Origin of the sequence: Paenarthrobacter sp. OM7, from assembly GCF_029873575.1 — a bacterium.
Lineage (GTDB): Bacteria > Actinomycetota > Actinomycetes > Actinomycetales > Micrococcaceae > Arthrobacter.
Genome location: NZ_CP123579.1, coordinates 4589754 through 4602368, shown reverse-complemented (window position 1 = coordinate 4602368; position 12615 = coordinate 4589754). Strand labels below are relative to the sequence as shown.

Genomic DNA, 12615 nt, shown 5'->3' with positions numbered 1-12615 from the left:
TCGAGAGGTGCAAAATGTCTGACCTAAAAAAGCCACTGGCTCTTCAGGCAAAGAACATTAGAAAGTCATTCAACGGTGTAGCTGCCCTTAAAGGAGTTTCTCTCAACCTGTACGCCGGAGAGGTCCATGGCCTCAATGGCGAAAACGGCGCCGGTAAATCTACGCTGATCAAGATCATTACCGGCTTCTATCAGTCCGATGCCGGAGAGTTGCTGCTCGAAGGTTCCCCGGCAACTTTTGCCAAGCCGCTGGATGCACAGCGTTCGGGCATCAGCACGGTGTACCAGGAGATCAATCTGATCCCCGAGCGCACTGTGGCGGAGAACATTTTGCTCGGCAGGGAGCCTCGCCGCGCGGGATTCCTGGATAAGAAGGCCGCAGTTCAGCAGGTACAGGCAATCCTGGAAAGGTATGGCCTGGACATCGACCCCCGCGCGAAGGTCTCCTCCTTGGGCCTTGGAATGCAGCAAATGGTGGCAATTGTTCGCTCGGTTGCTTTCGAAGCCAAAGTTGTCATCCTCGACGAACCAACCTCCGCTCTCAACGGAAAGGAAATCGAGACGCTCTTTGGGGTGATTCGACAACTGCGCTCCGAGGGAGCAGCTGTGCTGTTCGTAAGTCACCGAATGTCCGAGCTTTACGAGCTATGCGACCGGTTCACCGTGCTGCGTGACGGAGAATTCATCACTGAGAGCACGCCGGCCGAGCTCCCTCGCGTCGAACTCGTCAAGGCAATGCTTGGTGGCGTAGAGCTCGGCGAAGCTGACACGGACCTTGGGGCCGCAAAGCGCCGGGTCGAACGCCTGGCAACGGAGGAGATCGGCCTCTCGGTTCGGGACCTTTGCTGGTCTACGCGCGTCCGGAACGTGTCCTTTGACGTCAGAAAAGGCGAAATCGTTGGTTTGCTGGGACTTCTGGGGGCCGGGAGAACGGAGACGTGCAAGGCCCTGTTCGGCGCGGTCAAGGCCGAGTCCGGGGACGTTCTGGTGGACGGCAAGGCGCTCACTCGTGCGACGCCATCACGTGCTCTGCGCGCTGGCCTCGCTTACCTCTCTGAGGACCGCCGAACCGAAGGTATCTTTGCGGGTCTCAGCATCAAAGAGAACCTCACTGCCGCCACTCTGGACAGTCTGGCAACCTTCGGGTTTGTCAGTCTCAAGGCTCAGAACAAGGTCGTCAAGCACTACAGCACCGAACTGAAGATCAAGGCAGCAAACCCGGAGCAATCCATCAGCGAACTTTCGGGCGGCAACCAACAAAAGGTTCTCCTGGCGCGATGGCTATCCCGTGAACCCAAGGCGATCCTTCTGGACGATCCGACAAGAGGCATCGATATCGGTGCCAAGGCAGAAGTACACCGCGTCGTCAGAGCATTGGCAGATAAGGGAATCTCGGTCGTCATGACGTCCAGCGAAACGGAGGAGCTGCTCGCAGTATGTGACCGGCTCATCGTCCTTAGTGAGGGACGAGTTATGGGTGAGGTCTATTCCCATGAAGTGGACTACCAGGATGTCATGCGTCTGCTTTCGGGTCAGGCCGGCAACACTCATGAAAATGTAGGAGAGACGCGATGAGCGCACATGTTCAAACTCGCCCTGCCCATCCCCAAGATCCCCTAGGGGATCGTGGGCGGAACGTCCTCGATTGGGCCAGCAAGAATGCCGTCTACGTCGCCCTCGTTGCTCTTTTTATCTTCAATCTCTTGGCCACCCGAGGGTTTGCCAGCGCCTTCACTCTCCAGAATCTCCTTTTCTCCGCCGCCCCGCTCATTCTGATTGCAGTGGGACAAACGCTGGCCATCGGCACAGGTGGAATCGACCTGTCGGTAGGGTCCGTCATGGCTTTCTCGTCGGCGACAATAGCCCTCTACTTGGGTTACGGAGAAGCTGCGACCCTGCTCATTGCCGTTGCTGCTGCAGCGGCCATTGGCTTGGTCAACGGCTCACTGATCACCTTCGCCCGAATCAACCCGTTAATCACTGGGCTTGGGCTGCTTGTTGCGGTACGAGGATTAGCGCAGGCTGTATCCGGCGGTTCCCGCTCACCGATCCCGCCAGGGGGCTTGTTCACCTGGATAGGCAATGCATCATTTGTTGGAGTGCCGATCGTCGCATTGTTTGCGTTCGCTACCACAGCTGCATTTATCATCCTCGTTCGTCGGACGACTTTTGGTCGCTATGCGCTTTTCGCTGGCTCAAACCGTTCAGCCGCGTTCCTCGCCGGCACGCCACGAAACTCCACTCTGATTGGGGTTTACATAGCCAGTGCTACCCTCGCGGGAATCGCAGGTGTGATGGTTTCTGCCAGGATCGGCGCCTCAGACCCCAGTTTCATTGGCATCAACTTCGAGCTAACGGCGATCGCAGCTGTCGTGATCGGCGGTACACCCCTCGCCGGTGGGCGCATGTCCATTCTTGGGGCAGCCTCCGCGGCGATCTTTCTACAGCTCATTGACACAACCTTTGTCATGCAGGGCATAAATCCCGCATTCTCCCAGGTTTTGAAGGCCGTTCTCATCATTGTGGCCCTCTACATGCAACGATCAAGAAAGGACGCACGATGAGCTCCGCTGTCTCCGTGGCCTACGGCCGCCCACCGCTACTTGGCCAGAAGAGCTTACTGGAGTTGGCCCAGACCTATGGGGTCATGGGCGTTCTGCTGATCCTGGGCGTCGTCGCGTCACTGTCCTTCCCCTCATTTGCCAGCCCAAGCAATATTTCGTCCATCATTACTGCCGCCTGTTTCCTCGGATTGATCACCATCGGACAGAGCCTGGTTGTCATCTCCGGCGGTATTGATCTCTCTGTTGGTTCCATGGTGGGTCTTGGAACGGTTGCGGCAGCACTCGCCTCTCCCTACGGCTGGTTCTGGGCCCTGTTAGCCCCCGTCGTCGCGGGCACCCTGGTTGGTTTCGTCAATGGTTTACTCATAGGCAAGGCGAAGATGGCGCCTTTCATCGTCACTCTCTGTGGGCTGCTCGGCCTCAAGGGGATCGCACTCTTACTGGCACCAACCAGCATCCTGATCCAGAACAGCGACTTCAGTTCCATCGGCAACGGTGCGTTCCTGGGCTTGAGTAATCTCATCTGGCTTATCGTGATTGCCTTTGTCATTGCAGGGCTGTTATTAAACCGCACATCCTTCGGTTCCAATGTGTTCGCTGTTGGCGGCAACGAGGCTGCCGCTCGAATGATGGGGACCGACGTAGCCAAGATCAAGATTGCCGTATACACCATCAGCGGAGCCCTCTCAGGTCTCGCCGGTGCATTGCTGGCCTCGAGGCTCTCTTCCGGTGTATCTACCCTGGGCACGCAGTACGAACTCAAATCAATCGCTGCGGCCGTCATTGGAGGGGTGCTGCTCACGGGGGGCGTTGGCACTATGCTCGGAGCCCTTTGCGGTGTCCTGCTCATTGGCGTCATTCAGAACATCATTACGCAAATCGGGACGCTCAACGCCTATTACCAGGATCTTGTCACAGGCCTGTTCCTCGTTCTTGCGGTCGTGATCCAGGGGGTTATGTCCAATCGCCGAAGTCCGTAAAGGCCTCCTTAAACAATCCGTACTTACATGAACAACACAGCAAGAAAGGTGCCAAATATCATGGCAACACTGGAAAACAAGATCTCCCTCATCACTGGAGCTGCGTCGGGAATGGGCAAGGCAATGGCCTTGGCCTTCGCTGAAGAAGGTTCGCACGTCGTCATTGCTGACCTGAACCTTGAGGGCGCTAGCGCCGTCGTCGAAGAAATCAAGAAATCGGGTGGTTCTGCCTCAGCAGTGATGCTGAACGTGGCCGATCCAGAGCAATCCAAAGCCCTTATTCAGAAGATCGTCGCAGATCACGGCACCCTGGACATCCTCGTCAACAACGCCGGCATCGGATTGATCAAGTCGATTGAAGACACGACGCCCGACGAATGGGACCGTATCTTCAACGTCAACGTCAAGGGCCTGTTCTTCCTCACCCAAGCCGCGTGCGAACCTATGCGCCAGCAGGGCAGCGGCAAAATCATCAACATGGCCTCTATCGCCGGGCGCAGGGGTGAGGCGTTGGTGGCAGCATACTGCGCGTCGAAAGCTACCGTGATTTCGATTACCCAGTCCGTTGCTTTGGCAATGGCACCATACGGGGTCAACGTCAACGCGTTGGCTCCTGGAATCGTGGACACCCCTTACTGGAAAGAAGTCGATAAGCAGTTTGGCGACATCACCGGCAAGGCCGAGGGCGAGACGTTCAAGGATGCAGCAGCCGGAATTCCGCTCGGACGGACATCCGTCCCGGAGGACATCGTACCGATGGCCGTCTTCCTCGCCGGAGCCGGTTCTAACTACATCACTGCCCAGACGTACAACGTCGAAGGCGGAATCGTCATGAGCTAGCGCTGGCTGAAGAAGAAGAACAAAGTAACGTCAGCAGTTAGGAGCATTAGATGAACGCGTCGCTTTTCACTCAGAATTCCCTTCTAGGGCCCTCACCCGCCATGCTCGTCGGCGGCCAATGGATCACGTCAACCGCCACACGCCCAGTGGACAACCCTGCAACAGGCGAAGTCTTTACGGCGGTCCCCGACGGGCAGCTCGAACATGTTGAACAGGCGCTCACCAAAGCCAAGGCTGCCCAGAAGGAGTGGGGACAGCGTTCCCTCGCCGAACGTGCCCGGGTCCTGGAAGAAGTTGTACGCCAAGTAGACGCCCATGCCGAAGAACTGGCGCAAATTGTCGTCGCCGAGCAGGGCAAGACCATCACCGAAGCCCGAGGCGAAATCGGCGGTGTCAAGGCCTTTTTTGACTACGCCATCAGCCAAAAATACCGCAACGTCGGGGAGCTCGTTGCCCCCTCAGCGCACGGCGAGCAATTGTCGATCAGGGAGGAGCCGGTCGGTATCGTCGCGGCGATCATCCCGTGGAACTTCCCCGCAGCCATTTTCGCCAGGAAGGTTGCCCCGGCATTGATGGCAGGCAACGCAATCGTTGTTAAGCCAAGTGACCTGACCCCGCTTTCCTCGCTTGCCATGGCTAAGATCTGTGAACTGGCGGGAGTTCCGGAAGGTCTCGTCAGCGTCATAACTGGGCCCGGCCGGATATTGGGCGCTGCACTAGTGGAGCACCCCTTGGTCAACATGGTCACGGTAACCGGCTCAACACGGGCCGGGCAGGAAATCCTGGCCAAGGCCTCGGAGAAGGTGATTCCGGTGTCGCTGGAGCTTGGCGGTAAAGCGCCGGTGATAGTTTTTGATGACGCCAACCTCGACCTTGCCGTGCAGAAGGCTTTCGAGGCGAGATTCTGGAATTGCGGGCAGGTTTGCACCTGCAATGAACGCACGTACGTCCAACGAGGCGTCTACGAGGAATTTGTCAGCCGCTTCGTCGCGAAGGTGAAAAGCCTTAGGGTGGGCGACCCCCTGGACGAGGCATCCGAGATGGGCCCCAAAGTTTCACGGGCCGAGCGCGACAAGATTATCGACTTTGTTGATGCGGCTGTTGCCGCCGGGGCGAAGATCGAAATCGGGGGCGGCGCACCGGACGGACTGGAGAACAGTGCTGGCTACTGGGTTGCTCCTACGGTGCTGACCAACGTCACTAACGATATGGACATCGTCCAGCAGGAGGTTTTCGGCCCCGTCCTGCCAATCGTGCCCTTTGACACCTACGATGAGGCGATTGAATGGGCCAACTCCACCGTCTATGGTTTAACTGCCTATGTGTTTACGGAAAACATCCGTACTGCTATGTCTGCGACTGACGACCTTGAATTCGGTGAAGTCTACCTTAACAAAATTGGTCCCGAACAAGTCCAGGGCTTCCACACAGGGTGGAAGCTCTCCGGCCTCGGCGGCGATGATGGACAGCACGGTTTTGAACGGTACAGCCGAAGGAAAACCGTCTATCTGGACTACAGCGCAACCAAATAAGTCAGGCGGCCAGAACTCCTGCCCGTACAAGAAGTCCGGATACCTGTAGATAAGGGTATTTCTGACCGTGCTGTATCCCTGATGCAGCTACATCCAGTTGCTTAAGGCCGAAACCGGCGAGACAGCGAACGGACCGTTTATCCAGGTCAGTGCGTGAAGTAGACAGGCACTGATCTGGATAAACGCCGTTAGGAGGTGGCAATGGCACGCAGCCATAGCGCAAGAAGCAATAGTTGGAAATGACCAGTTACAATTCTTGGGCTGACTAGAGATGCCGCCGGGCGCGTAAATCCGATGTCCGAACAAAGTGGCTTATGTCTGAGTGTGGAGCCTGATCAAAGCGACAGCATCTGCGATTCTGGACCCAAACGCAACAGAAAGGGTGGGCTGCTTCGATTCGCCGCGTTGAAGTGGAAAGCGGGGTTGTTGCTTTTCAGTATGTCGGCGCTATCGGGGAGGATGTGTTTCTGCCTGGGCTGTCGCGGAGACTGCTGATACGCACACGGAGGCACCATAAGTCTTTGGGACGAACGACAGTGCCCCGGCTGCTAAGACTTACGGACCATTGCATCGTTTTTTTCGCTGCCCGGGACCACCAACGCTTGTGCGCCGACGGTGACAAGGGGCGTCAATTGTGCTCGATACTGTGAGGGCGTCCATGACTAGGGTTCTTGATCATGTCGTGTGAGAGCTCATAAACGTTGCGGGAATTTCCGGTGGCCAAGTGTATTGGCCAACGATTTGGACCTGCACAGCGTTCGCTAACTAGCTCGCCAGGCGTGCGCCGAGAACTGCATCATCAACGTTGATGTCCAAGACCAAAAACTCACGTCAGTGGCGCGCAGCAGTTCTGTTGTGCGTGCGGGGAAGCCGCAGGCAGTGGTTCCTCACATGTGTGGCCGGCCGGCAGAGACAGGGCCGGTCCTGGTAGCAACGCTCTATAATCCTATGGCGGCGTGGTCCTGAACGGGCCAGGCCTGAACCGATATGTTGGTCGAGTCCCCGGCTATGCGACGCCGCAAGAGAAGGGCCGTTCCTATGCGCTCCGGGCAAGCCGACCGGGCGTCGATCTTGGCCTCGATTTCTTGGCTGACATGAAAGATGCACATTCCCTGGCTTGTCCAGTCGTTGGAATTTTTCTGCGAGTACCACTTTGAGTAGGTTCTTAGGATCAACGTGCTCCGAAATGGGCCGGATGAGCAGTCAAATAAACGCGAGCACGGGCTGAAGGGGAGGGCCGCCGTGATCGCGGCGGCCCTCCGTCACCTCTAGATTACTCCCGGGTCAGTCGTCCTCGGCTGCGCCTTCCATAACTGCCGTGGGTGCTACGTAACCGTTGGGGTCGATAACCCAGCCAGCGTCGTGGGCCGCGGCTGATACCTCGGGTGCCCATTCAAGGCGAACGCGGTCGTCGCCCGGATTGATTACCAAGAGTTCACCGGTACCTGGTGTCGCTGCCGATTCGCTGCCTTCAAGGCAACGGAACTCCCGCCAGCTGTTGGCGGGAACCGAGAATGAATCGGACGGGCCGAGCTCAAGCGTGGTGCCGGCGTCCCCGCTCAACGTGACGGCCCAGCGTCCGGACTTGACGAGCAGCACCTGCGGCCGGTCATGCCGGTGCCGCAACACGCCTTCGCCCTCCTGCGCCCGCAACCAAGAGAGATTGAAGCTGTGCGGCTCGTGGATCGGCGGAACCTGGCGGCGGTCCTCGGACATGCCGTAGCCGATCACCAGGCTCAGTTCCGCGCCGCCGCCCGGCAGAACGTTGCACAGCAGCGCGTTTCGGCTATAGGTGCGGTCACCAGGCTGGACCACGCGGGAGCGCATCTGCTCGGGAGTATAGCTGGTGAGCTCATCAATGAAATTCTGCTCCATCGGCTTGATGAGCGCGACGCCCTCCGGGAGTTCGTCACCGGCCACGGTGTCGATGAGGCGGTTGTCAGCAGTGAGGTGCAGGCCGTAGGACTCAGCCTCACGGAGCACCGACGGACCCCAGATGATGCCACCGGTATCGTCCCTGCCAAGGACCGTATATAGAAGTCCCTCGTCCGGACCCTCGTTGGTGAAGCCACGGAAAATCCAGGTCGGAACGGAGATGATGTCACCATCCTTGGCTACATATTCTCCCTGCTTGCCGTCCGCGCCCCAGCGGAGACGGAACTCCCCGCCCAGATTGATGAACACCTCGGCGGTGAAGTGAAGATGCAGGTTGTTGCTGATGCCATTGGGCATACCAGCTGCGCCGGTGTTGAAGCCGTGGGGTTCTGTCAGGTTCACGTACTGGTTGGGGTTCTGGGATACTCCAGGGCCGACGAAGGCGTAGTTCTCCTTCTTATCCGACCCTGGCGTGCGGCAATCGATGAACGCCGCGTTGCAAGCGACCCAGTCCGTACGGCGGATGGTGCGCCGCTGGATCTCACTTATGTCGATGTTCTGCTCGGAAGCGATGGTGCTGGTCATGAAGATCCCTCCTTTGGGATGTGATGAGTTGAGCGGGATCGAGAGATAGTTTTGCGGTCGGCTTGCGGGCATCGCCGCGGCTGGCCTTGAACTGGGCATGATGGTGGCGTGGGCCCAAAGCTGATCAAACGGCACTTCGGTCGAGACCCGATTTCTCTCTCGCGTGAAATTAGTCGATTCCTAGATGACAGCCAGTGTATGCGTATGCAAAGGTCAGTGGCAAGTCCCGCTATGGCGAAGTTTTTCTTTAGTTGACAGATCCCAAGGTGTCTCGCATAAGCAGGCGGGACGGGAATGAGCACTCTTCAGGCGCTTGGTTCGGCTTCTCTATCCGCCCCACTAGCAGGTCCGCAGCCTTGCGCACCATGGCATCCAAATCGTACGCGATGGTTGTCAGTCGAATGATGGGCCAGGAGGCCGATGGAAGGTCGTCAAAGCCAATGATGGACACATCCCCGGGGACATCGGCACCGGCTACGCGCGCTGCGTTCAGCGCACCGAATGCTACGACGTCGTTGCCGCAAACAATGGCGGTGGGGGGTTCGGGCATCGCCAGGAAGCGCTCTGTCCCCACCTGGCCCGTAGAGGTCTCGAAGGCACCGCGATGAACATAACGCGCAGGGATCGAAATGCCGTAGTGCGCCAGCGCTTCGCGGAGCGCGAGTTCACGGTTGACCGCGGTGCTGGTGTTGGCCGGACCCAGGATGGCGGCTATGCGGCGGTGGCCTAGCTCGAATAGTGCCTTAGCAGCTTCGCTCATGCCTAATGCAGGATCCACGACTGCTGAGTCGGCACTCACGGCCGCGGATGTCCGATTGAAGTACACGAAGGGAAGTCCGCGGTCCCGCAGCCTGTGCGGTACTACCGAGTCGATTGTTGAGGTGGCCAGGAGCACGCCGTCGAGTCCGTTGGAAATGAGCCGCTCAGCGACCACTTCGTTGTCCGCGGCTTCCGTCTGCAGCATGAGCTGATAGCCGCGGGATTCAAGCTGGTGGAACGCGGGCGCGATGATATGCGGGTAGAACTGGTTTTCAAGGTCAGTGAGCAGGAGGCCAATCCGCCTGGTCCGCCCGCTGGACAAGGCCCGCCCGACGTCACTGGGGACGTAGCCCAGCCGCGAGGCGGCTCGCCGAACGCGGTCCTTCGTGGCCTCCGAAACGCGCGGGTCATCGCGCAGGGCGCGGGACACCGTGGGCTGCGAAACGCCCGCTAGCTGCGCGACATCATGGCTCGTAACACTCATCTAGTTCTCCCTAAGGTCTGCGGCATCCTCGACGCCGCAGGGTTCTATCGAATCAGACTCTTGACCAATGTGTCTTCTCCTTCCTATTATAGACATACGTATGTAATAACGAAGGAGTTATTGTGGTCAAGTACCTGAAGCAAGCACCGTCCAAGTCTTTTGCCGACACCAGCCACGCCGATGTGGCGGAGCGTGTAGGCCAGATCATCTCTGAAATCCGAACCGACGGCGACGCCGCCGTCCGAAAGTACGCCGAACTCTTCGACAAGCAGACCGCTGATTCATTCCGGCTTTCGGATGCCCAGATTGAAGAAATCATGGACAGCTTGGACCAGCAGGTCATTGACGACATCATCTTCGTCCAGAACCAGGTCCGCACGTTCGCCCAGGCGCAGCGGGACTCGATGCGGGACGTGGAGATCGAAACCCTTCCGGGGGTCTTCCTCGGCCACCGCCACGTTCCGGTGCAGGCCGCCGGAGCGTACATTCCCGGCGGCAAATACCCACTTACCGCATCCGCCCATATGACGATCATCACCGCCAAAGTCGCCGGGGTCCCGCGGGTGGTCGCCTGCACGCCACCGATCCGGGGTGAGGTACCCGCCGCGACGATCGCCGCAATGAAACTTGCCGGGGCAGACGAGATCTATCTGCTGGGTGGGGTCCAGGCCGTCGCAGCAATGGCACTTGGCACCGAGTCGATCAACCGCGTGGACATGATCGCGGGCCCAGGCAACGCCTATGTCGCCGAGGCCAAGCGGCAGCTCTTCGGCGAGATCGGCATTGACCTCTTTGCCGGCCCGACCGAAGTTCTCATCGTGGCGGATGCCGATGCCGACCCGTTCATTGTCGCCGTCGATCTCCTCTCCCAGGCCGAACACGGACCGGACTCACCCGCGATCCTGGTAACCACCTCCGAAAGGGTGGCCCGAGAGACACTCGGCCACATCGAACGGATCTTGCCGGACATGCCGACCAAGGACTTCGCTGAACCTGCGTGGCGGAACTGGGGCCAGGTCATCGTCGTCGAGGACCTTGACGAGGCGTACAGTGTCGCAGACCGGTTCGCGGCCGAGCACGTCCAGATCTTTACCGCCGACCCCACCGTGGCGCTGACCAAAATGCACAATTACGGGGCGCTCTTCCTCGGTGAGAACACCTGCGTCTCCTACGGTGACAAGGTCATCGGGACCAACCATGTGCTCCCCACTCTCGGTGCCGCGAGGTACACCGGCGGGCTGTGGGTGGGGAAATACCTCAAGACGGTGACTTATCAAGTCATTGAGAATGCCGAGTCGTCCGCAGAACTGGGCAGGGTTCTGGGGCGTGCAGCACGCGTTGAACTTTTCGAAGGACATGCCCGATCGGGCGACGTGCGTGTCTGGCGCCACGGCGGCGAACGGTTCGAATGGATCGACCGTGCCCTATCGGGCACCACCTCCGTCGGCGCGACGCGATGAGATCCCTGACGGGCCGTACTGCCCTCATCACCGGCGGCGGTACGGGCTTGGGCGCGGCCATTGCGCGGGCACTTCACGAGGCCGGTGCCGAGGTTGTTGTCGCCGGCCGGCGCCAACAGCCACTTCAAGAAGTCTCATCGGAGCTGGGGGGTGGCGCAAGCTGGCGCATCGTGGATGTGGCCGATCCGGACTCGGTTGACCAGCTCCGACAGAGTCTGGTCGGGAAGGAGGTGTCCATCCTTGTCAACAATGCCGGGATCGCTGGCCCGGTTGCACCGCTTACCGATATCGCCCCGGTTGAATGGGACGAGGTTTTTGATGTCAATGTCCGTGGGACATTCCTGATGTGCCGGGCCTTCCTGCCTGCTATGGTCAAACGCGGCAGCGGGGACGTCATCAATCTCGCCTCGGTGTCAGGCAAGCGGCCTCTCATACGGCGGACACCATACTGTGCTTCAAAGATGGCCGTGATCGGGCTCAGCTCCACGCTTGCATTCGAGGTCGGGCCGGCAGGCGTCAACGTCAATACCCTTTCGCCGGGGCCGGTGGATGGGCCGCGGATGGACCGGAATTTCCGCCTTGAGGCCGAACGGACCGGCAAGACTTATGACCAGGCGCAGGACGTTTTCGTTTCCCGCGCCGCCCTGGGTCGGATGGTGACCGAGTCCGAGGTTGGAGCAGCCGTGGTTGCAATGCTGGGGATGCCCGGCCTTTGCGGGGCGGACGTGGACCTCTCTGCCGGGATGGTCGCGTGAGGACGCAACGGCGTGCACTGCGCACGCGGGTCCTCGGCGGTGAGCGGGTCTGCGGGGTCCTCCTCCGCATGCCCTCGGAGGAGCTGGTGGAGATGCTCGCTGTGGCGGGCTTCGACTTCATCATAATCGACTGCGAACACGGACCAGCAGATGCCATACCCCTTCGTCAGCACATCGCCGCGGCGGCCATGCATGGTGTCGAAGTCCTCGTCCGGGTGGGGGAGGGCGAGGATGCCCTGATCCTGCGGGCGTTGGACAGCGGCGCGGCTGGAGTGGTTGCGCCGCACGTGGATACTGCGGATCAGGCACGGAACGTTGTCGCGGCCGCCCACTATCCTCCACGCGGGCGCAGGGGCTTCGCAACATACGGGCGGGCGGGTTCGTATGGAACCGTCAGCGGCCCGGACCACAAGGCTCGGCTAGTCGAGGAAACGCTGGTAATCGGTATGATCGAGTCCCCGCTTGCGGTGTCTGCGGTGGACAGGATTTTGGCCACGGAGGGACTCGACGGGCTAATGATCGGGGCCGCCGATCTGGCCGCGTCCAGCGGACCAGAGGACCTTTCAGTCTCCGAATCCCGGGTTCGGGTCAACAGAGCACTAGCCTCCGCCGAGTCGCTGAGGCTGGACCTCGTGGGCGATGCCGAGGCTGCTGCCGCCGCCTATGCCGACGGGGCCCAGATGGTGGCATACAACCTGACCCACGCACTCATGGCGCAATTTGCCACGCTCCTGAACGTCCGTCCGCTCGGGTAGTTTCGGACTGGCCCGCGAAGAGCCGGC

10 protein-coding genes are annotated in these 12615 nt (G+C 59.6%); 8 read left to right on the top strand and 2 right to left on the bottom strand.

Annotation, left to right across the window (positions count from 1 at the left end):
• Positions 1-14: 14 nt before the first annotated feature.
• The 5 genes from QEH68_RS21215 to QEH68_RS21195 are packed head-to-tail and all read left to right on the top strand — an operon-like array spanning position 15 to position 5915.
• Positions 15-1574, top strand: coding sequence for a sugar ABC transporter ATP-binding protein (locus QEH68_RS21215; protein WP_280624992.1), 1560 nt, complete (start codon positions 15-17; stop codon positions 1572-1574).
• Positions 1571-2563: an ABC transporter permease gene (locus tag QEH68_RS21210; RefSeq protein ID WP_280624991.1), complete on the top strand. Its 993-nt coding sequence runs from the start codon at positions 1571-1573 to the stop codon at positions 2561-2563. Before QEH68_RS21215 ends, QEH68_RS21210 begins: the two co-directional genes overlap by 4 nt.
• A complete protein-coding gene (locus tag QEH68_RS21205; protein ID WP_280624990.1) occupies positions 2560-3543 on the top strand; it encodes an ABC transporter permease in 984 nt (327 codons plus the stop codon). Before QEH68_RS21210 ends, QEH68_RS21205 begins: the two co-directional genes overlap by 4 nt.
• A gap of 60 nt (positions 3544-3603) precedes the next feature.
• Positions 3604-4383, top strand: coding sequence for a glucose 1-dehydrogenase (locus QEH68_RS21200; RefSeq protein ID WP_280624989.1), 780 nt, complete (start codon positions 3604-3606; stop codon positions 4381-4383).
• 50 nt (positions 4384-4433) lie between these two features.
• Positions 4434-5915: an aldehyde dehydrogenase family protein gene (locus QEH68_RS21195; RefSeq protein WP_280624988.1), complete on the top strand. Its 1482-nt coding sequence runs from the start codon at positions 4434-4436 to the stop codon at positions 5913-5915.
• Positions 5916-7199: 1284 nt separating this feature from the next.
• Here QEH68_RS21195 and QEH68_RS21190 read toward each other — a convergent pair.
• The gene (locus QEH68_RS21190) at positions 7200-8375 is read right to left on the bottom strand and encodes a cupin domain-containing protein (protein WP_280624987.1); all 1176 of its coding nucleotides are present in this window, start codon (positions 8373-8375) and stop codon (positions 7200-7202) included.
• A 247-nt stretch (positions 8376-8622) separates the two neighbouring features.
• Positions 8623-9618: a LacI family DNA-binding transcriptional regulator gene (locus QEH68_RS21185; protein WP_280624986.1), complete on the bottom strand. Its 996-nt coding sequence runs from the start codon at positions 9616-9618 to the stop codon at positions 8623-8625.
• A gap of 122 nt (positions 9619-9740) precedes the next feature.
• Between QEH68_RS21185 and hisD the strand changes: the two genes are divergently transcribed.
• Genes hisD through QEH68_RS21170 form a run of 3 tightly spaced genes read left to right on the top strand, consistent with a single transcriptional unit; the run spans position 9741 to position 12588 of the window.
• On the top strand, positions 9741-11078 hold the full coding sequence (hisD, locus tag QEH68_RS21180) for a histidinol dehydrogenase (RefSeq protein WP_280624985.1): 1338 nt from the start codon (positions 9741-9743) through the stop codon (positions 11076-11078).
• Positions 11075-11833 (top strand): SDR family oxidoreductase, encoded by a 759-nt coding sequence (locus QEH68_RS21175; protein WP_280624984.1) that lies wholly within the window; start codon positions 11075-11077, stop codon positions 11831-11833. The genes hisD and QEH68_RS21175 overlap by 4 nt, the downstream gene beginning before the upstream one ends.
• Positions 11830-12588 carry an aldolase/citrate lyase family protein gene (locus tag QEH68_RS21170; RefSeq protein ID WP_280624983.1) on the top strand — a complete coding sequence of 253 codons (759 nt, stop codon included), beginning with the start codon at positions 11830-11832 and terminating at the stop codon, positions 12586-12588. The genes QEH68_RS21175 and QEH68_RS21170 overlap by 4 nt, the downstream gene beginning before the upstream one ends.
• Positions 12589-12615: the final 27 nt, after the last annotated feature.

Excerpts from the sequence above, each read along its gene's own strand:
- QEH68_RS21215 (WP_280624992.1), top strand. The coding sequence starts at position 15 with ATGTCTGACCTAAAAAAGCCACTGGCTCTTCAGGCAAAGAACATTAGA.
- QEH68_RS21210 (WP_280624991.1), top strand. The coding sequence starts at position 1,571 with ATGAGCGCACATGTTCAAACTCGCCCTGCCCATCCCCAAGATCCCCTA.
- QEH68_RS21205 (WP_280624990.1), top strand. The coding sequence starts at position 2,560 with ATGAGCTCCGCTGTCTCCGTGGCCTACGGCCGCCCACCGCTACTTGGC.
- QEH68_RS21200 (WP_280624989.1), top strand. The coding sequence starts at position 3,604 with ATGGCAACACTGGAAAACAAGATCTCCCTCATCACTGGAGCTGCGTCG.
- QEH68_RS21195 (WP_280624988.1), top strand. The coding sequence starts at position 4,434 with ATGAACGCGTCGCTTTTCACTCAGAATTCCCTTCTAGGGCCCTCACCC.
- QEH68_RS21190 (WP_280624987.1), bottom strand. The coding sequence starts at position 8,375 with ATGACCAGCACCATCGCTTCCGAGCAGAACATCGACATAAGTGAGATC.
- QEH68_RS21185 (WP_280624986.1), bottom strand. The coding sequence starts at position 9,618 with ATGAGTGTTACGAGCCATGATGTCGCGCAGCTAGCGGGCGTTTCGCAG.
- QEH68_RS21175 (WP_280624984.1), top strand. The coding sequence starts at position 11,075 with ATGAGATCCCTGACGGGCCGTACTGCCCTCATCACCGGCGGCGGTACG.